The organism is Bacteroides sp. AM54-2NS (assembly GCF_003602935.1).
GTDB classification, from domain to species: Bacteria; Bacteroidota; Bacteroidia; order Bacteroidales; family Bacteroidaceae; genus Bacteroides; species Bacteroides xylanisolvens.
Map to the genome: position 1 here is coordinate 1 of NZ_QTMZ01000025.1, position 23,122 is coordinate 23,122.

General features: G+C 43.1%; 14 protein-coding genes and 6 pseudogenes. 8 read left to right on the forward strand and 12 right to left on the reverse strand.

The window, feature by feature from the left end; all coding sequences use genetic code 11:
- On the forward strand, positions 1-263 hold a 263-nt coding region (locus DXA05_RS15735; protein ID WP_244541604.1), incomplete at its 5' end, for a transposase.
- Positions 264-424: 161 nt separating this feature from the next.
- Here DXA05_RS15735 and DXA05_RS15740 read toward each other — a convergent pair.
- Positions 425-1,596, reverse strand: a pseudogene (locus tag DXA05_RS15740) (immunoglobulin-like domain-containing protein).
- A 278-nt stretch (positions 1,597-1,874) separates the two neighbouring features.
- On the opposite strand from DXA05_RS15740, the gene DXA05_RS15745 reads away from it, so the two are divergent.
- Positions 1,875-2,219 carry a hypothetical protein gene (locus DXA05_RS15745; protein ID WP_008015740.1) on the forward strand — a complete coding sequence of 115 codons (345 nt, stop codon included), beginning with the start codon at positions 1,875-1,877 and terminating at the stop codon, positions 2,217-2,219.
- 372 nt (positions 2,220-2,591) lie between these two features.
- Here DXA05_RS15745 and DXA05_RS27770 read toward each other — a convergent pair whose 3' ends face one another.
- On the reverse strand, positions 2,592-2,720 hold the full coding sequence (locus DXA05_RS27770) for a hypothetical protein (RefSeq protein WP_258999455.1): 129 nt from the start codon (positions 2,718-2,720) through the stop codon (positions 2,592-2,594).
- A gap of 743 nt (positions 2,721-3,463) precedes the next feature.
- Between DXA05_RS27770 and DXA05_RS15750 the strand changes: the two genes are divergently transcribed.
- The 5 genes and pseudogenes from DXA05_RS15750 to DXA05_RS15770 all read left to right on the forward strand — a co-directional run.
- Positions 3,464-4,147 (forward strand): energy transducer TonB, encoded by a 684-nt coding sequence (locus tag DXA05_RS15750; RefSeq protein WP_128859364.1) that lies wholly within the window; start codon positions 3,464-3,466, stop codon positions 4,145-4,147.
- A 105-nt stretch (positions 4,148-4,252) separates the two neighbouring features.
- Positions 4,253-4,876 (forward strand): hypothetical protein, encoded by a 624-nt coding sequence (locus DXA05_RS15755; RefSeq protein ID WP_128859365.1) that lies wholly within the window; start codon positions 4,253-4,255, stop codon positions 4,874-4,876.
- Positions 4,877-4,920: 44 nt separating this feature from the next.
- A complete protein-coding gene (locus DXA05_RS15760; RefSeq protein WP_004313274.1) occupies positions 4,921-5,484 on the forward strand; it encodes a cob(I)yrinic acid a,c-diamide adenosyltransferase in 564 nt (187 codons plus the stop codon).
- 73 nt (positions 5,485-5,557) lie between these two features.
- Positions 5,558-5,779, forward strand: a complete 222-nt coding sequence (locus DXA05_RS15765; RefSeq protein WP_002558131.1) for a DUF2795 domain-containing protein — start codon at positions 5,558-5,560, stop codon at positions 5,777-5,779.
- 171 nt (positions 5,780-5,950) lie between these two features.
- Positions 5,951-6,061 (forward strand): annotated as a pseudogene (locus DXA05_RS15770) (IS982 family transposase); the annotation flags it as partial.
- A 221-nt stretch (positions 6,062-6,282) separates the two neighbouring features.
- Here DXA05_RS15770 and DXA05_RS15775 read toward each other — a convergent pair.
- The 10 genes and pseudogenes from DXA05_RS15775 to DXA05_RS15815 all read right to left on the reverse strand — a co-directional run bounded on the left by DXA05_RS15775 (position 6,283) and on the right by DXA05_RS15815 (position 21,612).
- Positions 6,283-9,117, reverse strand: a complete 2,835-nt coding sequence (locus DXA05_RS15775) for an alpha-galactosidase (RefSeq protein WP_256145317.1) — start codon at positions 9,115-9,117, stop codon at positions 6,283-6,285.
- A gap of 35 nt (positions 9,118-9,152) precedes the next feature.
- Positions 9,153-11,002: pseudogene (locus tag DXA05_RS15780) on the reverse strand (sugar-binding domain-containing protein).
- Between the two features lie 31 nt (positions 11,003-11,033).
- The gene (locus tag DXA05_RS15785; protein WP_284515585.1) at positions 11,034-12,725 is read right to left on the reverse strand and encodes a glycoside hydrolase family 3 N-terminal domain-containing protein; all 1,692 of its coding nucleotides are present in this window, start codon (positions 12,723-12,725) and stop codon (positions 11,034-11,036) included.
- Positions 12,674-13,327, reverse strand: a complete 654-nt coding sequence (locus tag DXA05_RS27775; RefSeq protein WP_284515586.1) for a hypothetical protein — start codon at positions 13,325-13,327, stop codon at positions 12,674-12,676. Before DXA05_RS27775 ends, DXA05_RS15785 begins: the two co-directional genes overlap by 52 nt.
- Before the next feature lie 66 nt (positions 13,328-13,393).
- Positions 13,394-14,593: a glycoside hydrolase family 27 protein gene (locus tag DXA05_RS15790; RefSeq protein WP_008026484.1), complete on the reverse strand. Its 1,200-nt coding sequence runs from the start codon at positions 14,591-14,593 to the stop codon at positions 13,394-13,396.
- Between the two features lie 70 nt (positions 14,594-14,663).
- Positions 14,664-16,444: pseudogene (locus tag DXA05_RS15795) on the reverse strand (alpha-L-rhamnosidase C-terminal domain-containing protein).
- A 21-nt stretch (positions 16,445-16,465) separates the two neighbouring features.
- Positions 16,466-17,689: a glycoside hydrolase family 99-like domain-containing protein gene (locus DXA05_RS15800; protein ID WP_128859367.1), complete on the reverse strand. Its 1,224-nt coding sequence runs from the start codon at positions 17,687-17,689 to the stop codon at positions 16,466-16,468.
- Positions 17,690-17,921: 232 nt separating this feature from the next.
- Positions 17,922-20,198 (reverse strand): annotated as a pseudogene (gene bglX, locus DXA05_RS15805) (beta-glucosidase BglX).
- A gap of 111 nt (positions 20,199-20,309) precedes the next feature.
- Positions 20,310-20,579 (reverse strand): annotated as a pseudogene (locus tag DXA05_RS15810) (beta-galactosidase); the annotation flags it as partial.
- Positions 20,580-20,619: 40 nt separating this feature from the next.
- A complete protein-coding gene (locus DXA05_RS15815; protein ID WP_128859368.1) occupies positions 20,620-21,612 on the reverse strand; it encodes a glycoside hydrolase family 43 protein in 993 nt (330 codons plus the stop codon).
- Positions 21,613-21,894: 282 nt separating this feature from the next.
- On the opposite strand from DXA05_RS15815, the gene DXA05_RS15820 reads away from it, so the two are divergent.
- Positions 21,895-22,992 (forward strand): glycoside hydrolase family 43 protein, encoded by a 1,098-nt coding sequence (locus DXA05_RS15820; protein WP_128859369.1) that lies wholly within the window; start codon positions 21,895-21,897, stop codon positions 22,990-22,992.
- Positions 22,993-23,122 lie beyond the last annotated feature (130 nt).

Genomic DNA, 23,122 nt, shown 5'->3' on the forward strand with positions numbered 1-23,122 from the left:
CCACAAACTATGACAAGGATGTAGCAAGAGCAAAGCTGGCACTATGGTATAATAAGATTGAAGAATATGGATACGATACATTCACAACAGTAGCAAACTCTATTGAGAACCATTATGAAAGGATTTTGAACTTCTTTGTGAACAGGAGTACAAATGCAGCAGCGGAAGCATTTAATGCTAAAATCAAAGCATTTAGGGCATCATTTAGAGGAGTAGTGGATATGAGCTTCTTCCTTTTTAGGCTAGCAAAGGTATATGCATGAAGGGAATTGACTAAACTTAATCCCCCAAGAATTACAACTGAGCCCCGAAATTCGGGCATGATGGATTTGCACGCGTCATCGACGAAAGAATCGTTACTGAAATGATTAGCTGTTATCCGAATGTTACTGATCCGGAGTGTGCTTGCTGTTGAAGATTCACATTAAGGTAGTAATTCAAATTCTCCATAAGCCACTTTGGTGCCTCTGTTGAATGATTTGTAGATACGGTATTTCCCTGGATGGTTGGGGGATTCTGATGTATAGAGTTTAATTGTTTGTTGGTGACTCGGGTGCTCCGGTGGGAAAATCCACAGTATATCATTAACGACAGGATCGGTCGCAATGGGAAACATTGCCGTTTACTTTTGTTATAGTAAGCAAGGCTGTATTTTTCTCCGCACTCATATTCATAGTGAGAGTGGTTGGTGATGGTTATTTTTACTTCTGTAGTTGATAGCGGATAATGATCGTGTTCTGTTTCTATAGAAAGCGAAGCGGGACTTATGTCCTCTCCAGTCGGAATGTCACGGGGAATAGGTCGCAATGTGACGGAGTTCGTTTGCGATGACTGGTTGGTTTTCTTAGGTAGCACTGTATAAAGCCCTTGTTCGTCTTTTATTATCTTATATTTTCCCGATTCCAGCCACGTATTCCAATCCTTAAAAAGGTCGGTGATAAATAGGTATAAATCTTCGGAAATATATATTTCTGTACCTGACTTTAAGTCGCATGCCAACTGACCATTTACGATAGACAGATGTTTCTGGGCTCTTTGTAAGGCTTTCAAATAGACAACCTGATTAAATGCGTAATCTTTATTGAAACCTCGTCCCGTGAATAAATCTATTGCAGCATACGACATCGTCCCTCTTGTCTTCAGGAAAGTAGTGTCGGTTATAGACGTCTTGTAGCTATTAGCTTCTTCCCACATCTTTCTTTTTTCCTGTTCTCTGAATTTCTGTACAATCTCGCTCACTTTATCTTGTTCGCTTGTTTCTCTGTGAGATTTTAGGCTGTCATTATCTTGTAATTCGTCATAAAGAGGTAAAGCAAAAAAAGTGTTATTGTCCTTTTCAAACTGTTCTATGATACATGGGATAATTTTCTTACCCATAGCTTTTAGCTCTTTGAATTGGGGTAAAATGGTGTAAGCACGGGTACTTGAACTTAATTGTGCTTTGGGATTGTTGTGTATTTCTTTTTCCCAGGCATTAAATAAACTGTCAAATTTGGCTATATCCTCTCTTGTCAAAATATCACTTTTTTCTGTATTCTGTTTAATACATCCTGTAGTGATAAAGATAAATGGCAGAATAAAGAAAAGTGTTCTCATCGTTTTAATTATTAATCGGTTTTGTAATAGGTTTGCATAAGGGTATGTCAAGCTTTTGATCTGTCTCCTGCAAATATAGAAATAATATTTCTAAACCGATAAACTGGATGCTGCTGTTTTTTTACCGGATAAGAAAACGTTTATTCGTTTTTCGATGTGATACTAGCTACCCTTTGATAAATAATGTGAAAAAACAGTTTTAACCTCATCATCGAATTAACTTTCACTCATTTGTGAGGTCTAACATACATAACTTATTTAATATGAGAATTAAAATGATGAGAAAGCAAATTTTAAGTTTGGCAGTTGCGTTATTGATTGGCTCAACTGTATGTATGGCTCAAAATCGTCAGAATGGAAAGGCTGATAGAGAGAAACGTATGGAACAGATTGTTGCCGATCTGGGCTTGAATGAAAAGCAGGCCAAAGATTTCAAAGCTGCAATGAAAGAAATGAGACCTGCGAAAAATAAATCGAATGAAAGACCTACGCGGGAAGAAATGCAAAAGAAAAGGCAGGAAATAGATGCTAAAATAAAAAGCATTCTGACCGATGAACAATATAAGAAATACCAGGATATGCGTAAGAAGGATAACGCGAAGAAAAAGAAAAAAGCAAAATAAGTACTATTCGTTTAATCTAAACCTGTCAAACGGAGAATCGTAAAAGATAATCTGTTATGACGCTATACTTATTTTCGGTTCTTTCATAAATAATTTATTTAATCTACATGATTATTTTCGTTCTACTAAAGTTGAACGCAGGCTCCATTTAAATGAGTCTATTTTTCAATTTAAGTAGAACGAAAATTAGTTAGACGATGTTTCGTCTTATATCTATACTCCCTCCACTAAAGCTTTTTTTCATGCTTTTATCTTTCAATCTTTCACCTTCTGCTGAAACTCTCTGTCTATGGTAGTTGTACGTTGGTGATAGATGTAAAATGATCTGTCACTGATCTGCCATCTTTCACCGTATCTCATTTTATTGCAAATTTATCCTCTGTATCGGCGCATCTCTTGAGTAGCGGTGCTATGCGGACGCCGGACGTTGACAACCGGTTCTTGAAGAATATGTTTCAGAAATGACTGCTGGCTCACTCGGTTCTGGTCAAATTCATCCATATTGATGAGTGCGAACCTATTTAGCGACAGTTCGGCATCCCGTTTATTGCTGAAATATGCCGTTATATCTGGTTAACTGTATACCGTTGATTGTTTTTCCAAATATATAATCTTCTCTTTATTGGAATCTTCTTATGTACTATCTCTTGCATTGGCTATTAATAGAAAACTTCCTTTCTTTCCTATGCAAAGTTTCTTTCGTCTAATAGAGAAGTTCCTTTTGGCTGTTTGTAATCTATAAATGAAAGCTTTGATTATATAAATGCAAGTTCTGTTTTTGTAAACGCAAGTTCCATTTATAAAAACAGAACTTGCATTTATAGTTTGAATCAGGTGAAGAATAAGTTATCTATTAGTGAAAAGGAAGTTTATATTTAATGAAACAGAACTTATCTATTAATAGTTCAGGAAAGAAATAGCTGTTCCTTTGAATGTGATAAGTGGTGAAAGATGAAAGATTGGGCGAGTAGCAAAGATTTATTCTTGTGTGCTTTGAAAGACATATATTCAAGGATTATTGTTGACAGGAATGGACAGGTTGTCCGATATGAGGATTAATTCATAAATTTTATCGAAAAGAAGAGAAAAGAATAAAATAAACAAGGGGCGTCGTAACAACCTATCCATAAAAAGACTATATTTATTGCAGCGAGAGAGCACTTTAAGTAATGCTTAAGAGGAAAAACGAAAAGTAGTATATATACTATATATTTTCTATTATTAATTACTTAAACACATTTTTTATGGAAGCCAAGAAATCAAAAAAGGCTGCAATTGAGAATCAACGGGGTTCTTGGTTGTTGATGGGTTTGGTTGTTGCGCTAGCCTTCATGTTCGTTTCGTTCGAATGGACACAACATGATGTCAGAGTTGCAGCACTATCACCAGATGATGAATCCATCTTTGTAACAGAGCTAGTTCCGATCACATTCCCTGAAGAGAAACTGGAACCGCCTCCTCCTCCCGAAACTAAGGTAACAGAATTGTTCGAAATAGTGGAAAACAATATGGAGGTGACGGATAACGTTTCTACAGTGTCAGAGGATATGAATGCGGTTCATGACGTTATTTGGATACCACCAGTGGTAGAAACAGAAACGGTAGTTGAAGACATTATTCACGTAAGTATTGAAGTCATGCCGGAGTTTCCTGGAGGTACAGCTGCTTTAATGAAATATTTAGGTAGCAATATCAAATATCCGACGATTTCGCAAGAAACTGGCTCACAGGGAAAAGTCATTGTTCAGTTTGTAGTAGATAGAGACGGAACGATTTCTAATCCTGAAGTGGTGCGAGGGGTTGATCCTTATTTGGATAAAGAAGCTATCCGCGTGATAAGTTCTATGCCGAAATGGACTCCCGGAGTGCAAAATGGTAAGAAAGTTCGAGTGAAATATACTGTGCCTGTGTCATTCAGACTGCAGTAGTAACTTGGAATAAATGAATAAGGGTTGGTTCCTGCAAAGAACCAACCCTTTTTCAATAAAAAAATATATCTTTGTCGGGAGAATAAAAATACGAATGATTGTTTTATGAATCTTCTACTCTGTATAAAAAGACCTTTTATCTGGCTTTCCCGCTTCCGTCATCGTTGCGGATATGGTGTCCATTCCCCATTTGCTTTCAGTCTCATTACCGATGTAATTTATGAGAAGATGCCTTACTATGCTTATTCTTCCTTGAAAGAAGAACAAAAAAAGATGGTAAGAGAGTGTGGGTGGACCAAAGGTTCTCAAAAGGTAAACCGTTTTTTGTTCCGGTTGGTAAATAGAGTACAGCCTGATACGATTATTGAGGTTGGGCGTCCTTCCTCGACATCCCTGTACTTACAGTCTGCTAAACCATCGGCTTCTTATCTCTTTGCTTCCGATTTGTCGGAACTGTTTCTGGATGCGGATACTTCAGTCGATTTTCTGTATCTGAACGATTACCAAAATCCGGACTTATTGGAAGAAGTATTTCGGGTTTGCGTACACCGTACTACCCTTAAAAGTGTATTTGTAGTCCATGGTATCTGCTATTCCAAAGAGATGAAAGCGCTTTGGAAAAAGTGGCAGGCTGACGAAAGGGTAGGAATAACTTTCGACCTGTATGACGTCGGTTTGCTATTTTTTGATAAAACGAAGATAAAACAGCAGTATATCATCAACTTCTAAGAACCTTTGTACGTTTACCATCTATAATAGTAAAAAAGAAAGTTATGAAAAAGAGCCTTGTATATACAAAGACCGGAGACAAAGGAACTACCAGTCTTGTCGGCGGAAGTCGCGTTCCAAAGACTCATATCCGCCTGGAAGCTTACGGAACGGTGGATGAATTAAATTCTCACCTGGGATGGCTGCACACTTATCTGCAGGAGGAATCCGACCGGGATTTTATCTTGAGTATTCAACATAAGTTATTCGCCATCGGTTCACACCTGGCCACCGACCAGGAGAAAACACAACTGAAACCCGCCAGTATCATTACCCCTGAACATGTGGAAAGTATTGAGCGGGAGATTGATAAGCTGGACGAGCAATTACCCGAACTTTGTGCTTTCATCATTCCCGGCGGAAGTCGTGGAGCAGCCGTTTGCCATGTTTGCCGTACGATTTGCCGGAGAGCTGAAAGACGCATTCTGGCTTTGTCTGAAACTTGTACAATTTCTCCCGAAGTATTAGCATTTGTCAACAGATTATCAGATTATTTGTTTGTATTATCCCGAAAAATTAATTTTGATGAACAAAATAATGAAATATTTTGGGATAATAGTTGGAAATGATAGATTTTATTATACTTTTGCCGAAAAATAGAAAACGAGACAAATTTAGTATTCACTTAAAATACTCAAGATTATGTATTGGACATTGGAACTTGCATCAAAACTTGAAGATGCTCCCTGGCCGGCAACCAAGGATGAATTGATTGATTATGCCATGCGTTCGGGTGCTCCTCTTGAAGTTATTGAGAACCTCCAAGAGATGGAAGATGAGGGCGAAATCTATGAGAGTATCGAAGATATTTGGCCGGATTATCCTAGTAAGGAGGATTTCTTCTTCAACGAGGAGGAGTACTAACATCCACAGATAAGCTAAATAGTTAAATATCAGTGCGATAAACAATAGAAATTTGTTTGTCGCACTGGTGTTTTATACTCTTTGATGGTGTAGTTTATTTGTCTAAAGTTCCATATCTTTGTTTCTCCTCAAGAATATCGGTAAAAGGAATTCTAAGACTTGGTAAGTCTTTTCTCCTTTTTTATTGCAAATTCCTTGTCGGCTATCGCTGCATACTGTTTCTTTGAAAGGAAACCCGCCATTGATGTGAGGTTTATCAATGACGGGCAACTGACTATTTTTTCCACATTTCAGGTATTCCTTCATAAGTCACATATACTCCTTTTTCCATGGGGAGAGGAGCGGGTTTTTCCAGAACGTTTTTCCATGACTCTTCTGGAGGTAAGCCAAGGCGTTCTCTCCATTTTGGGTTTAAACTGAAATTCTTTATTCATACAACTGTAGTTTCTCATTAATTGGAACTATACAGTTGTAAATAATGGAAGAATGAAGCACCGGGGGCATTAGAGAACCCTATATATTGCTTCCGCTATCTTCTTCATGCCTTCGTCGTCGGGATGTGCGATGATGAAATCCTTGGTTACAGTATATGGCTTTCCGTGTATGTCATAAAGAGTGTCTCCGACTTTCGGACGTGAATCATACAAGCGGTCTATCCAGTCAATCGGAATGAAAGTGAGTCCATGCATATGCGCAGCGTTGATGATGGCACGTTCTTTTTCCTCATCCTTCCAGAAACAACCGGTGATGACTACTTTGTCTGCTTTCCGCTTGCAATATTCCACCAATCGGAGGATACCTGATTTGAATGCTTCCTTATCTTGTACGTTTTCTCCCAAGCGGATAACAATCACATCCTTGTCCGTAACATGAGTGCCAATCAGCGAGTCGATATTGCAATTCAGGTTACGTTCCCAATAAGCGATGTTCAGCGGGGTAACCACTGTGCCGGGACGGTTTTGCGAGAGCATCTTCTCCAATTGATGGCAATAGTCGTTTTCTTCTTTGGATGCTGCCATGCCCCATTCGGAGAACCATTCGATGTCCGCTTTATATTCGTGGCGGGTGATAGAGTTGCCTAAGCAAAGAACACGTAACGGAGGGCGTTGTTCTATCCGGTTGTCGGAAAATGAGGGAGTTACTTCTTCCAGATAAAGCACGCGGCTGGCATATTCGTTTTGTTTCGAAGATTCCACTCTGTGGGTAGAGGGAATTTCCAGTCCGTTGTCATTCAGATATGCACCGCTGAAACTTTTACCTTCAAATTTCAAAGGTTCAGTGTCGATGCGGTTCAGCTCATGCACCTTATAATATTTGTCCGGATCAAGCCCTGCCATCTTCACCCGTGGCAAGTGCTGGTTGCAGAAATGTTCCGTTTTCCACCAGTAGAATACGGCTTTGTCCTTTTCCGGCGATACATACATCAGCGAAGCTGCGCCCTGTTTGTCATACGGAGAAAGTAAACGGTAAATATCTCCGAACTGTACGACGGGACGTATCGTTTTGTATTCGGTAATGGCGTTTCTGCACAATGCCTTTTCCGCTTCCGTCATATCCTTGGGCTGTATTTCCATACCTAAGCGCCCGCTCATCGCTACATCAATACGGAACTTCAATGGAACGGAACGCGATGTCTGATGGTTGGGGCTTGCGCTGATATGCGCCCCCATGCCGATGGCGGGGAAGAAATAGGAAGTGCCCCATTGGATGTAGATACGCTGAAGTGCATCCGTATTGTCGCTTGTCCAGAATTCGTCGAAGTAGGGCAGTACACCGTAGTTGACACGTCCGCCGCCGCTGGCGCAAGCTTGTATCGTCAGTTGCGGATAGCTGGCGCGAATGCGTCGGCACACGTTCTCAAAACCCCGGTGGTATTCGATGTTCAGGTGGCTTTGATTGTCTTTGGTCAGGTATTGCGAACCTTGGGTGATGATGGACATATTGGCGTCCCACTTGATATAATCAATGTCGGGATAGGAATTCATCAGTTCGTCCACCGTCTGTACGATAAAATCCTGCACTTGCGGGTTGGAGAGGTCGAGCACGACTTGTGTGCCGCCGCGGGCGCATACCACTTCCCGTTCGGGTGCCTTGATAATCCATTCGGGGTGCTTTTCGTACAGTTCGCTTTTGGTATTAGCCATTTCCGGTTCCAGCCAGATGCCGAACCGTATGCCGTGTTTCCGGGCGTTGTCAAGTAATGATTGCAGTCCGCCGGGGAGTTTGGTCTTGTCTACGGTCCAGTCGCCTAAGGCATAAGAGTCGTTTTTGCGCGGATATTTGTCGCCGAACCAACCGTCGTCCATTACAAACAGTTCGCCTCCCATGGCAGCGATGTCACCCATCATCTGGTCCATGCCCTGTTCGTTGATGTCGAAATAGACGCCTTCCCAACTGTTCAGCAGAATTTTGCGGGGAGTGTTCCCGTTGGCGAGTTTATGCAGGCGTGCCCATTGGTGGAATTTCCGGCTGCATCCGCTCATCCCTTCATCGCTGTAGGTTAGTGCCAATGCGGGGGTGCGGAACACTTCTTCTTTTTTCAGGTTGTACCAGGAGTTTTCTTCGTTGATGCCGGCGAGGAAATGGTGCCAGTCGTCTTCTTGCGTGTCAATACGCAGTTTGTAGTTGCCGCTGTAGCAAAGCGCTGCGCCGATGACGCGTCCCGTGTTCTCCTGCGGTTTGCCGTCGAGCGAGAACATCACTTCTGCATGTGCCGATTGGGAGTTGCGTACCCCGTCCGTGTTCTTAATCACTTTCATTCCCGGTTGCAACATTTCTTGAGAGAGACGTCCTTCATTTGCCCAAGCACCGGAAAGATGTGACAACCAGACATTACCACGACGGATAGGCAGATAAGCAGAAGCAAACTGATGAAGCTGAACATACTTCTTTTCTTCGTGACGGATTTCCGCCCATGTTTCTATTACATCCGCATCCAGCCATGCCTTATAGCAGACATTAACATAAAAAGGATATACTTTATCTTTCAATTCAATAACCGTCAAAGTTGCATTCTCTTCCTGAAGATGCGTTTCCTTCACGCTTTCCACTACCATTTGCAGTGTCAGATTGCCGTCTGCATGGCAAACGGACAAAGCCGTTTCACCCGGATACTTCATTCCATAGGCAGGATAAGCATCTACTCCGTGTGTCGTTTCGTAAATACCATGGATATCTGTATCCGAAGTACGTGATCCATAATACAAATGTTCCAAACTGCCGCCCTTCGGTGCAGAAAGAAGCAACTGTGTACAAGGGGTGGATATAACAATATTTTGCCCCTGTAGAAATAGTGACAACAAGGCAAAAACGCCAACAAATAGATTTCTTTTATTCATAATCATCACAGATTGCACAAATTTCAGTCTACAATTTATTTCCCTTGTTCCGGAAGTGAATTGTCCAAGCAATGACAAACCTCCCTGTTAACCTTCCGCAATGCATCTGCATCCATTTTCACGATTTTGCGATCGTAGGTCATCAATCCATTGATTTCCGATTCCACATCAGTTGTTTGAGTATATACAGCACCACACAGTCCCAATACAGACAATTCCTTGAGGCGATTGGCATATTTCACATACTGCTCCGTAGCCTCTTCCTTGCCTTTCAAGTCGCCATACCCCCAGTTACGGTCTTCGTTCCACAGATGCCCTTTCAGTGCCATGCCGATGCCACCAAACTCACCGACCACATTCACACGATCAGCATCAAAAAGAAACATGACAGGTTCCGGATAACTATGCAGGTCAAGAATGTCTCCACAAGGGAAATAGTTGCCACCACTGGCTGGATTCACCGGCCGCGTCGGGTCATATTCCTTGGTCCATCCGACTATTTCCACCGGTTTGAATTGCCCCATCGCCTCATTAAACGGTGTCCACACGCCAATGCAAGGATAAGAATAGAGACAATCCATTATCTCTTTCCACTCTTTCCGATAGACAGCTTCCGACTCTGAAGTGCGCAACATTTCCGGTCCATAGTAGAATTGTTTATATTGCCAATTTTGATTCTTGTCACCATTGGGCATGTCTTGCCATACAATTATCCCCAAGCGGTCGCAATGTGCATACCAGCGTACAGGTTCTACTTTCAGATGCTTACGTATCATATTGAATCCAAGCTCTTTGGTCTTTTGAATGTCATAGCGCAAAGCCTCATCTGTCGGTGCGGTATACAATCCATCAGGCCACCATCCTTGGTCAAGCGGACCAAAATGGAAAATATCTTTATTATTCAGTTGCAAGCGCATATATCCTTTCTCATCTCTCCGAGTAGAGAATTTACGCATTGCAGTATAACTTTTCACTTTATCCGATAGCTTTCCATTGACGTAGAACGAAACTTCCAAGTCGTAAAGAGCCGGAGAGTCCGGAGTCCAGAGTTTGCAATCGGCAGGCATCGGTATTTCCACTGAAGCATGATTCAATGCACTGCCGGATGCAATCACCTTGTTGCCATCGAGCACTTTCACCTCTATCCGGTCAGTAACATTATGACTGTTCACAGTGGTTTCCACCGTCAGCTTGCCACCGTCTATGTCAGGAGTCGTCCGAATGTTTTCTATGGCATATTCCGGCACAGGTTCCAGCCATACCGTCTGCCAGATGCCACTCACCGGCGTATACCAGATATGCCCCGGGTTACTCACTTGCTTTCCACGAGGCTGACAACCCTTGTCCGTCGGATCCCATACCCGCACTACAACCTCATTATCACCTTTCTTCAGTGCCTGTGTGATGTCGAATGCAAAAGGAGTGTATCCCCCGCAATGCTCGCCAAGTTTGATGCCGTTTATCCATACAGTGGTTTTCCAGTCTACAGCACCAAAATGCAACAACAACCGTAGTCCTTTCCAGCGAGAAGGTACGGAAAAACGGCGTTGATACCACAACTCATTATTCTCTCCCAATTCCTTTCCTACCCCGGATAGAGCGGACTCTACGGCAAAAGGGACCAAGATATCACCATCATACACTTGTGGCATCGCCTTACCCGATGGAAGAATGGCATATTTCCAAAGCCCGTTCAAATTCATCCACTCCGGCCGTTCCATCAAAGGACGCGGATATTCGGATAATACATTATTTATATCTATCTGCGTTGCCCAGTCGGAAACAATTCTGTTTCGACCGGTTTCCATTGGGCGTAAGAGTTAGTGCAATACACCAACAAGATTAACACCCCATAAATATATGAGTACTTCGATCTTTCTTTCATTATCTTTTCTATAAGGACCTGTTCTTAAAAACTATTTGTATTTCTTCACCCGTTCATCATCTATCACTCCCTTCCAATTCAACCCATACGCATAATCATAAACATGATTGTCTGCGTCTTGATAACAACGCATATCGCGTGGAGTGTCTTCAGCCTGTTCTTCTACGGTTCTCATATCTGCCGGCATCTGGAAAGGTAACAAAGCGGAAGGCTCCTCTTTCCCTGCCATCATATCCAGAATCGTCTGACGCTGTACGTCGAACAACAAGAACAATGCATCGGCATAAGGCTCTATTTCGCTTAACACAGGAGGATTCAGTACATTGATGGCTACAATCACCGGCTTTTCTCCCATGCTCTTCTTTGTTTGGATGACCAGGTCCATGTCGCCCTTGTTGACTGTCTTCACGCTTTTGCCTCGATAGCTGCGGTTGGTGAAGTCCTCGTACGGGTCGCCACCGGACAGACTCTGTGCACGGGCATGAGTGGCGGTATAGTCGCTGTATTGCAGGCTGATAGGACGATAACCCGTATCTTTTCCTGTGCGTGCAGCTTCTTCGTCGAAACCGTAACCACTGTTGGGGGATTCGATGAATACGATAGCTGCGTCAGCTTCTTGCGGAGTGGAAACCAGCTCGAAGTATCTTTCCACCAGTTCCTTGCTCAGCGGAGTGATGTGCTGTTCCTCAATACGTCCACCCCAGAAGTCAATGTAGGAGGGGACATAACGCTCAGGGATATACACTTTCTTCTTTCCTTCCAACGGCAGTACGCCTGCATGGTTCTTTAGCATGACAACGCTTTTCAACTGGGCGTCGTAGCCTTCCTGCATGAATTCGGGACAGCCTACCACTTCGCTTGTGTGTGCCGGATCGAGATAAGGGTTCTCGAACAAACCGGTACGGAAGATATTGGTCAATAAACGGCGGGCGGAAGTCCGCATACGTTGCTGCATCCATTCTTCCCCCTGTTTTTCCACTCCTATATGGTAAGCATCGAGCACAGGTCCCCGGTCGTTATTTCCACCGAATTGGTCGACTCCTGCCATCAGAACTTTGTAATGGCGTTCTGCCACGCTTTTGGTTTCCATGCCCCATGGTTTTCCTTTGCAGGCGTATACTCCTACTTCGTCATGCGTGATTCCCCAGTCGGAGCAAATCACTCCGTCATAGTTTTGTTGTTCGCGCAGCATATCCTGAATAAACTTCCGGCTGAATCCACTACCTACACCGTCCGGTTCGAATCCTACGCAAGCGGAGTAGTCGGGCATCAAGGCAGCCGATACCTTGGTTTTGCCTTCCAACTTGAAAGCACCCTCCGTGAAAGGCAACGTATGCAGTTCGAAATTGCCGTTGGGGAAAACGGCGTATTTTCCATATCCCTGATGCCCGTCGCGTCCGCCTTCGTTGCATGCTCCGGTGCCCGGCCAGTGTTTCACCATCGTGTTTACACTGTTCCAACCCCATCCGTCACATATTTCCGCATCGCCTTCCGATGTCTGGAAACCGTCGCAATAGGCACGTGCCATATCGGTAGCAAGTTTGGTACCTTCTCCCATTGTATAGCAGAAGCGCATCCATCGCGGGTCGGTTCCTACGTCCACCATCGGGAAGAGGGAAGTGGCGAACCCCAGTGCCCTGTATTCGATGGAGCCTATTTCCGCAAAACGTTTCATGATTTCAGGTGAGAAAGTGGCGCACATGCCCAAACTGCCCGGCCACATGGAAATTTTGCCACCTCCGCCGGCGTTGAATTCCGCATCTGCCGCGATGAGTGGCGGGGGTCGGAAGAGTTGTTGCACGGAATGCCGAATCCCAGACCTTCCACATAACCTTGTGCCGCATTGTTCCAACGGGCAGCCGTTTCCGGACTCTCCACTGCGGTAATCAGCACATGGCGCACACCATCTTTCTCAAGAAATACCTTTTGTTCATCAGTCAGTTCCCATGCTGGCACACCACTCTCTGTGTATGTTTTCCCGTTATAGACATTTCTGTTCACAGGGATAGTCTGATGGCTACTGTATAACATAAGCCCGGCAATATCTTCCATACTGAGTTGGGCTGTCAAGTCTGCCACACGCACATCTACCGACTGGCGCCAATCCTCATACACATCCAGCTTGCCGTTGCGGTTCAAGTCCTTGAATGCATATCCGTCTTGCTGTATGATAGAGATGCCCGACTTCGGACTGTATCCTAATGTAGCGCCGCCTTTTTGGGTAATCAGATGATAGCCGTCTTCTACGGATTCCGTCCATCGCTGTCCGCCGCAACTGCAGAGCAAGCCGGGCAATAAAACAAATAAATATAAGCTCTTATTCATTAGATGTTTTTACTTTTTATTTCATGTACATTACTCTACAAACACAATCTAATTTCCAACTATATCTTATTTTTCCGGAGTTAGTCTGAGCAAAACAACGCCGTGTACCGGAACATCAAAGGACATCTTATCTGCGGCTGTCCCTAAATCTTTCTGTTTCCACAAGTCACGTACCTTATATTTCTTTTCGGTAAGATTCACACCGACCAAAGAAAAGTCTTCTTTCTGCCAGTCGATGTCCAAGTTCCAAGAAAAGTGATCATCACGATTGAAAAGACAAACGGCAATCTCATCGCCAGATAATTGTTTTACCCAAATCTCATTTTTGCCAAATACCTTATAGCGACGACCTTGCTTACCCAACCGATCTTGGTCAACGGCTATAACTTCTTTATTCATTAATATTTTAGCAACTTCCTTGTCCATTTTGCGAATGTCATTACCGGCCATTAATGGCGCAGCAAGCATGCACCACATTGTAAAATGTGAACGATTTTCCTCCATAGACAGTCCGGGATTACCTACTTGAAGCATATCCGGATCGTTCCAATGTCCGGGACCGGAATATTTATATAATTCCGCATTTTGGTCTATAATCTCCACTATGCCCAAAGCTCCCCAATGAATAGTACCACTAAAAACACTAATTATATCATGAGTAGTCCGCCAAAGTTGCCCGATTCCCTGTCCCCATGTCCAAGGTTTGCTATGTCCCCATTCGCAAATTGATAATATAATGGGACGCCCGGACTTTTTCAAGGCATCACTCATTATTTTATAAGCAGCTTGTGCGTTTCGCCCTTCATTGTTACACCAGTCATATTTTAAGTAATCAACACCCCATGAAGCATACGTCCGCGCATCCTGAAACTCATATCCGAAACTTCCCGGACGACCGGCACATGTCATCGTTCCGGCACATGAATAAATTCCAAACTTCAAGCCTTTAGAATGAACATAATCTGCCAAAGCTTTCATTCCTGAGGGGAAATTCTTATCATCCACAATAATATTTCCATCTTCATCACGCCCTATTTGCCAACAGTCGTCAATATTCAGGTATTCATATCCGGCGTCTTTCATTCCTGTAGACACCATGAAGTCAGCGATTTCACGTATTTTCTGTTCGCTGATATCGCTATTAAAACAGTTCCAGCTACTCCATCCCATAGGCGGCGTCAATGCCAAGCTATCTGCACATTCTGCATGTATATCGTAAATACTTAAGGAAAATGCCAACAAAAATAATACTAAAAACTTATTCATTTGATTCTTTTATTATTGTCCGCAAAAAAGCGAACGGGTAAATATTCTTTTATCCTATTTCACCAACCGGCTATTGCAAAACTTTTACTTCAGACGGTGCATCAATCCTACTTCGCACTTTTGCATCCGCACCTTTCTCATGGCGAATAACAATCTGTCCGTAAGGCGTAGGGAATGTTCCTTCCACCCACTCCAAATCACCTAAATGCGGTGTGATACGAACCACACGGCAGCCTGGTTCCACAACCTGCACACCCAATACATGTTCACTCAACCAAGAGGTTGGACCTGAAGACCATCCATGGCAAAGACTATGGCGAAAACCTTTATAACAATGATCTCCGTAATCCCTATGAATATCTTTCTTGCCTGTAGCCACCAATTCATCAATGCGAGAAGCATCAGGCAACCAATCCAAATTAAAATCTTCCCAAAAAGTTGTAGCCCCAAGGTCGATCATTGCTCCCCAATATTGGCGGATTACATCGATTGCTCCCTGATAATTTCCTGCAGCAGCCATTGCCTGAAGCATATAATAGCCATAGAAAGTAGAGAATCCATGACCACCATTAACCGAAAGATATTTCTGATTGGCTTCTTTAGGAGAGATCAACCCAGTCAACGCCAATAATGAAGCCGCCTGTTTCTGTCCCGGAGCATCCGGAGCCATGCCAGATTTCAGAAATGGTTTTATTATTTTGGGAGCAGCATTAACCATCTTTCTTCGTACGGCTTCACATTTAGTTGCCAACATGTCTTCTCCCAACACGCTGCAAAGTTCATATCCGGCCTTCATTGCCTGTATTACCAAGGCTTGCACACCGGCATTGATAGCAAGCGGATTCTCACATGAGGCCAGTCAAGAAAGCGACCTTCATCATCATTGAATTTTTCAAGTCCGTCTTCTCCAATTCTTGTCATTATTAGTTGCAACAAGTCACATAGATAGCTTTTTTGCTCTTTCAAATAATCCAGGTTGCCTTGATAAAGATACCAGTCTCTCTGAATCAATATCCACCAAAGAGAATACGTACACATTGTCATCCATCTGGGAAGTGGTGTAGAGTCACGGATTAAGTCGATACTTTTGGGAATCACTTCATTATACCCAAAAACCGTATTGACAGTCATCACTTCGGGGTGCAAGTCTCCAATCCAAACCAAGCGATCACGTTTTATCCCATCCCAGATATATTCTTGCATATTCAAATGCACCGTATAAGCTCCGGTTTGCCAAATCCGGTTCAAGCGCTCGTCGTTGCATCGGAACGAACCTTTATAAGGGATATCTTGATAAACAGAAATAGCCCGTATCTCTTTGAGGTGCAATTCTGCGGAATCGTCCAAAAGGTCAATCCGGGCAAACCGGAAACCGGAATTTCCGACTTCCAAGACTCCAAGCCAAGGTACCCTAATAACAAAATCACGCATAGCATGATCGTTTGTCGCTCCATTCACTTCGTCTATATCACACATAGCTTCGCTTACCGACTCTCCCAAGCGAACACGAATAGTAACAGGAGCATGTGAATCCGGCATACCGGTGACAATTTGCAAGCCGCCTTGCAATTCCTTTCCGAAGTCGAAAAGAATAGCTGGATGTTTCTGCTCGGTACTCGAAAGTTTGCAGAGTTCATTATTCACAAGATTTGTTTGTCCATGCCCCGGTCGAAGCAAATATTCTGCACCCTGTATCAGTTGACTCTCCTGCTGCCAAACAATACGTGTCGGAGAAAGATACTCACGCACACGACTATCACGTTGTTGAGCGAATGATGTGACAACATGGAATAGAAAAGAAATAAGTACTATTATGTATGATGTTTTTTTATACCGTATCAATTTCTCCATTATTCAGTAATCCGCACTTTTTTAGGGTTTATACTCATATTCACCATTCATTACCCGCTTCACTGCATTCAGGTAACCGAAACCGTTCTTCATATCAGGCAAGAGATAGCTACCCTCCACCCATTCGTTCCAGGAATTGATAGTTATCAGTTTCGGACGTCCGGGGCGCTGATCTACATACTCTTTCGTCTTCTGCAAGAAAGCGGCAAAACTCTCGGGCGAATCATTATAATGCACAATGTCCTTGACTGTTTTATTCGGGAACCGGGGAGAATCATCCCAACCGATAGATGCATTGGGGAAGAAGGGAACTCCAAGAGAATCCAAAGCCTGCGTCCATTGTTCTCTACGTTGCATAGCTTTTGTGCCCCATGCCACATAGTCTTCCTCATAAGGCCATCCCCAGTTGTATTTCGTTACGCTGTTGACACCCACCGTGGCCACTAATTCCATAAATTCGGAGAAAGGGAAGCCATCACCGATAAGCTGAAGGTGCAAGTCCGGGAATCCAGCCTTTTTCACCTCTTCACGGAAGTAATCCATTGCCTTTTTCACTCCTTGGGCATCTCCAAAGCTTTCAATCAGCTCATAGTAGCCGAAGATAGAGAATACCGGACAACCGTCTATCTTGAAATAATTCGGTTTGTGGAAATACTGGCTTATAACCCGACCCACTATGATCTTGAAATTATCCCAATCCACCGTACCATTCCACAAGCGTGACTTGTCATCCTTATAACGGTGTACATTCCAATAATTGTGTGCCACATGATGATTGGCCCACATCAAATAGAATTTCATCTTTTCATTGTTCTTGGCTTTCAGAAATCCGTTATTGACGGTGCTTTCCAAAAAAGGCTTCCCATCATACCAATACCAATCGAAAATAAACATATTGATGCCATGCGCAGTTGCCACATCAATCCATTTTTCCATTACTTGCGTGTCATCATCCATTTCATATCCCCACAAAGGTACCTTTGGCTGATAGTGTCCTTCGAAACGGGGAGTACCTTTTTGAATGACTTCCCACTCGCCAATACCTTCACTCCATAACGTATCGCGTCCTCTCGGATCGTTGTGACACGATGGCCAAATATAAGCTGCCACATCATATTCATCTTGTTCTTTCAACTGTCCGCTTCTTTGGGGTGTAGAGACACAGGAGCAGATTGTTGTGATAGCAACCATTAAAAGAAGAGTAAGTAAACTCCATAAATAAGTCAGTGTTCTTAAATAATGCATATCTTTTTTTATTTTAAATAGTGAATAATTTAATCTGTTCATTAAAGTAGAAGGTACACCTTGATTTCATTTAAAGGTAACGTCGCGCTGATTTCTTCCGAGTTGCAGAACTTTCCTCATAACAAAATCATAGTGTCGGCAACAATATCTTCGGCTTGTACTATGTCATGAGTGCAAGCTCGTGCGATTATAATAAGTACTCCCTACAATACAACTTTTATCAGGTGTTACTTTATTCTGCTTGGAAACTTTTAGTTTGTACATCACGGGAGTTCGGCCCTACCATAACATCAAATTCTCCGGGTTCGTAAACATAGTGTAATTCGGAATTATAGAATTTCAAGTCATCTTTCGTAATAACAAACTTAACATCACGACTTTCCCCGCTTTTCAGGAAAATGCGTTCAAAACCTTTCAACTCTTTCATTGGACGGGCGACCTCCGCGTAAATATCACGAAGGTACAGTTGTACCGTTTCATAACCATCATAGTTCCCCTTGTTTGTTACAGTGACAGACACAGTCAACTCACCATTTTTAGGCAAGGTTTCCGAGCTAATCTGCAACTCACCATAAACAAAGTCCGTATAACTCAAACCATATCCGAACGGATACAGAGGCTCATTGCTCTCATCCAGATAATTGCTGGCATAGCGGTTGAATATATGACTGTCGGGATCAGGACGACCCGTATTCAAATGATTGTAGAATAACGGCAGCTGTCCCACCGAACGCGGGAAGGTAGTTGTCAGTTTGCCACTTGGAGTGATCTTGCCAAACAATACATCGGCAACCGCGTCCCCTGTTTCGCTACCGCCAAACCAGACATTCAATATGGAATGAACATTCGCATCCTCCCAGTTTAAGACTAAAGGACGTCCCGTGAACAGAAGAAGTACGACAGGTTTGCCCGTCTTCACTAAAGCCTTCAATAAATCCTGTTGTGCATCGGGTATCTCAAGACTGGTGCGTGAAGCCGATTCACCGCTCATTTCCGCACATTCACCCAAAGCGGCAACAATGATGTCTGAACGGGAAGCCATGCGTAAAGCCTCGTCCAACAGTTCCCGGTTGTCTCCACGTTCCAGCGGGCGAATGCCCGTAGCTGCTTTTTCTGTTTCCGCATCATAATATATGTTGCTGCCTTTCGCATATAGAATTTCAGCCTTGTCACCCGCTGCCGCACGAATTCCTTCCAACAATGTTCTGTGACGAGACGGCGTACATGTCATGCTCCACATACCGCACATATTATTACGTGCGTCTGCCATTGGACCGATCAGGCAATCCTGCCTTTTTGTTCAAGTGGAAGCAGGTTGTTGTCATTCTTCAACAGAACAAATGTTTCAGCTGCAATCGCACGTGCAGCAGAACGGTGTTCAGGCGTATAAAGTTTCTCTTTGGCACGCAGGGCATCGCAATATTTATACGGATTGGAGAACAGTCCCAGTTTATATTTGGCTTCCAATACACGGCGACAAGCATATTAATCTGCTCTTCCGTTACCTTCGCTTCTTTCAGGGATTCCTCCAATGTATTGAGGAACCCGCATGAAACCATATCCATATCCGTTCCTGCCTGTAAAGCGCGAATGGATGCTTCCTTCAGAGGGGCGACACCATGGGAGGACATTTCGGCTATCGAATTGTAATCTGTTACCAATAGTCCTCCGAAGCCCCATTCATTCCGGAGCAGGTCGGTCAGTAACCATTTGTTGGCTGTGGCTGGAATACCGTCAACGATATTAAACGAGCTCATGATGCTGCCTACACCAGCGTCAACGGCAGCTTTATAAGGAGCCAGATATTCGTTATACATACGTAGTCGGCTCATATCCACTGTATTGTAATCGCGTCCCGATTCGGACGCCCCATAAAGTGCGAAATGTTTCACGCAGGCAAGTATTTCATCGTTGCCTTGCATATTGTTTCCCTGATAACCACGCACATACGCTTTTGCCATTAAAGAACCCAGGTAAGGATCTTCTCCGTTCCCTTCTGCGATACGTCCCCAACGGGCATCACGACAAATATCGACCATCGGGCTGAATGTCCAGTTAATACCGTCTGCGCTGGCCTCAATGGCGGAGATGCGTGCCATACGTTCGACGGCCAGCGTATCCCAACTACAGGACAGTGCCAATGGGATTGGAAAAATAGTTTCGTAACCGTGGATAACGTCTGCACCTACAAGTAGAGGTATTTTCAACCGGCTTTCTTCTACCGCAAGGTGTTGCAGGGCATTAATTTTCTGGTTCCCCTTGACATTGAAGAAGCCGCCTATTTCCTGTTTGCGAATCATATCGCTAAGTTCACCGTTCATCACCGAACCTGTTACGAGATCACCGCCCGAGGCAGGTTCAGTTGTCCGAGTTTCTCACGGAGAGTCATCCGGTCCATTAAGTCGGTAATAAAACGGTCCATTTCCCTATCTTCTCCTTCCCCAGAAGGTGAGCAGGCAAAAAGAATAAGCCCGAAAAGGGCGCAAGATATAAGATTTCTTATCTTCATTTTTCTTGTTATTGGGTTATTTATATTTGTTGTCTGATTTTTCTTTCCATACCACTACTCCTGCAGGTTCGAGGCGTGCACTGCCGATCAATGATTATGTCCGGTCACCGGAGAGACGGCACGGTCCAGCCACTCAAAATCATACTTTCCTTCTTCCGGCTCCATCATGGCCCAGGCGAACTCTGCAAAATAGGTGAACTTGATTCCTATCTCCGCCATTCTTTTCAGATCACGTTCCCATTGGGAGGAATCCCATTGCTCGGGGTAATAATAAGAACCCAAAGCAAACAACTCTTCCGGAGGAAAAGACTTATCGACCGGAGACTGGGAAAAGGATGCCAATGGAAACAATAAAGCTAAAACCAACAAGAATTTCTTCATGGATATTATTTTAAGTTTCATCGCTATAATAAATAACAGGTTAGCGCAATGGTCTGGCTTTTATTCCGCCGGAAGTCATTTTTACAGGTTTGATAGTACCGTTTGTATTAAAATACATTCGGTCAATGCAAGTAATGCGGTAGTTCCCATCGGTTTCACCCAAAGGACGGCGATGGTAGACAATATACCATTCATCCTTTCCCGGACCTTTGATAATGGAATGATGTCCGGCGCCATTAGCTATTTTAGTGTCCTGCTCCAGAATCTTCCCAACTCTTTTGAACGGACCAAAAGGCGAATCCGCAATGGCATACGCTACACAATAATCGGGTCCTGTCCAGTCGCCTTCTGACCACATGAAATAATATTTGCCATTGTGTTTAAGCATAAAAGGTCCTTCTATATAATTTTCCGGAGTCACTTCTTTATAAGTCGTTCCGTCTTCAAAAGGTACGATACTGATTAGATCAGGTCCCATCTTCACCATATTGCAATGTCCCCAACCACCGTAATACATATAATACTGACCGTCATCGTCCTTGAAAACAAACTGGTCAATAGGTTGCGCTCCGTTCACGATCTTGCCAATCAGCGGCTTTCCGAGCGCATCCTTGAAAGGACCTTCCGGACGATCGGCTACAGCCACACCTATACCTCCCACTTCACTCTCATGATATATGTTGTTTGCTCCAAAATAGAAATAATATTTCCCATTTGCTTCTATCACGGCAGGTGCCCATAAAGCATTCCTTAACCAGCTGATATTTTCGACAGAAAGGACTTTCGGGTGTTTTCTCCAGTGTACCAAATCTGGGGAAGAAAAGGCATCCATGTACAATTGTTGTTCGAAAGGAGCTGAATAAGTCGGATAAATCCAGTATTTATCACCGAAAACGACTCCTTCGGGATCTGCATACCAACCGTCAAAAACCGGATTAGTACTTGTTTGTTTTTTGCCCGTATTTGTTTGAGCAAATAAGGTTACTGAATAGCAACACATAATCATGAAAAAGAATACTATTTTGGAATTCATGTCTATAAATATTAAAGTTATGCCGCAAAAATGATGAAAAATCAATGAAATAAAGGTTGATTATTTGCCAATAAATAGCGAGAATCAACCAAATTGCTGGAAAAATAATTATTTCATATATTACTGCTTGTAAAGGGCTGTTTTAATTTGTTTTTTCACTTTCTTTGTTTGCAGGTTCAACACTTTTGTTATATATTGCCGCCCCATTTTCGTTGTATCTGTCTTGAATTTCTTAATTAGTCATTTAACAGGCTATTATTTATATATATTATAAGTATTACTATGCGAATTTTATTGTATTTTCTCCTTATTCTTTTAGTGGGGTGCTCATCCGGTCAGAATAAAAAAACACATGAGCGGGTGGATCTCGATTCCGTACCTGTTTATACGAATCCGCTTTTGTCAAGAGGAGGAGACCCATGGGCGGTATTCCATAACGGAATATATTATTATACCCAAAGCATGAGCAACCGTATCACTTTATGGGCAACAGATGATATAACCCGGTTGGCGGAAGCATCCCAGAAAGATGTGTGGGTACCTCAAAATTCGTCAAACGCATTTCATCTTTGGGGACCTGAAATACATTACATTAATAATAAATGGTATATTTATTGTTGTGCGGATGATGGAAATATTGATAATCGTCAGATTTATGTGCTTGAGAATGAGTCTGCTGACCCGATGAAAGGGGAATTTGTCATGAAGGGAAGAATATCAACTGATGAAGATAATAATTGGGCAATTCATGCCAGTACTTTTGAACATGGAGGAAAGCGTTATTTAATCTGGTGTGGATGGCAGAAACGTAGAGTTTATCAGGAAAATCAATGTATTTATATTGCCGAAATGGAAAACCCATGGACACTGGCTTCTGACCGTATTTTGATTTCCGAACCAGAATATGAATGGGAATGTCAGTGGATCAGTATAGATGGTAATAAAACTGCCTATCCGATTCGTGTCAATGAAGCACCGCAATTCTTCTATTCTTTGAAGAAAGATAAGTTATTGATTTATTATTCGGCAAGTGGTAATTGGACTCCTTACTACTGTGTAGGACTGCTGACTGCCGATACTGACAGCGATCTGCTGAATCCGGCTTCTTGGAAAAAGGCACCGGAGCCTGTGTTTAAGCAAGCACCGGAAAATCATGTATATGGACCCGGTAGTATCTGTTTTATTCCTTCACCTGACGGTAAGGAATGGTATATGCTTTATCACGCCCGCAAGAGTTTGTATGATATGCTTGTTTTGGATAGCCGGACGCCGCGTATGCAGAAAATAGAGTGGGATAAGGAAGGAATCCCTGTTTTAGGAATTCCGCAGAAAGAAGGATTCCCGCTTCGCAAACCGTCAGGCACTCCTGAACGCAAATGAAAATAGGGGGCGTACTTTTTGCAATACGCCCGTTTTATTCAAAAAGAGCCCGTTTCTTTCTTTTCTTATTCAAATGGTCTTCTTTTTCACGAAAAGAAAAATTCTCATCTTTTATTGAATGTTTTTTTTC

Excerpts from the sequence above, each read along its gene's own strand:
- DXA05_RS15745 (WP_008015740.1), top strand. The coding sequence starts at position 1,875 with ATGAGAAAGCAAATTTTAAGTTTGGCAGTTGCGTTATTGATTGGCTCA.
- DXA05_RS27770 (WP_258999455.1), bottom strand. The coding sequence starts at position 2,720 with ATGGATGAATTTGACCAGAACCGAGTGAGCCAGCAGTCATTTCTGAAA.
- DXA05_RS15750 (WP_128859364.1), top strand. The coding sequence starts at position 3,464 with ATGGAAGCCAAGAAATCAAAAAAGGCTGCAATTGAGAATCAACGGGGT.
- DXA05_RS15755 (WP_128859365.1), top strand. The coding sequence starts at position 4,253 with ATGAATCTTCTACTCTGTATAAAAAGACCTTTTATCTGGCTTTCCCGC.
- DXA05_RS15760 (WP_004313274.1), top strand. The coding sequence starts at position 4,921 with ATGAAAAAGAGCCTTGTATATACAAAGACCGGAGACAAAGGAACTACC.
- DXA05_RS15765 (WP_002558131.1), top strand. The coding sequence starts at position 5,558 with ATGTATTGGACATTGGAACTTGCATCAAAACTTGAAGATGCTCCCTGG.
- DXA05_RS15775 (WP_256145317.1), bottom strand. The coding sequence starts at position 9,117 with ATGAATAAAAGAAATCTATTTGTTGGCGTTTTTGCCTTGTTGTCACTA.
- DXA05_RS15785 (WP_284515585.1), bottom strand. The coding sequence starts at position 12,725 with ATGTGGCCGGGCAGTTTGGGCATGTGCGCCACTTTCTCACCTGAAATC.
- DXA05_RS27775 (WP_284515586.1), bottom strand. The coding sequence starts at position 13,327 with ATGAATAAGAGCTTATATTTATTTGTTTTATTGCCCGGCTTGCTCTGC.
- DXA05_RS15790 (WP_008026484.1), bottom strand. The coding sequence starts at position 14,593 with ATGAATAAGTTTTTAGTATTATTTTTGTTGGCATTTTCCTTAAGTATT.
- DXA05_RS15800 (WP_128859367.1), bottom strand. The coding sequence starts at position 17,689 with ATGCATTATTTAAGAACACTGACTTATTTATGGAGTTTACTTACTCTT.
- DXA05_RS15815 (WP_128859368.1), bottom strand. The coding sequence starts at position 21,612 with ATGAATTCCAAAATAGTATTCTTTTTCATGATTATGTGTTGCTATTCA.
- DXA05_RS15820 (WP_128859369.1), top strand. The coding sequence starts at position 21,895 with ATGCGAATTTTATTGTATTTTCTCCTTATTCTTTTAGTGGGGTGCTCA.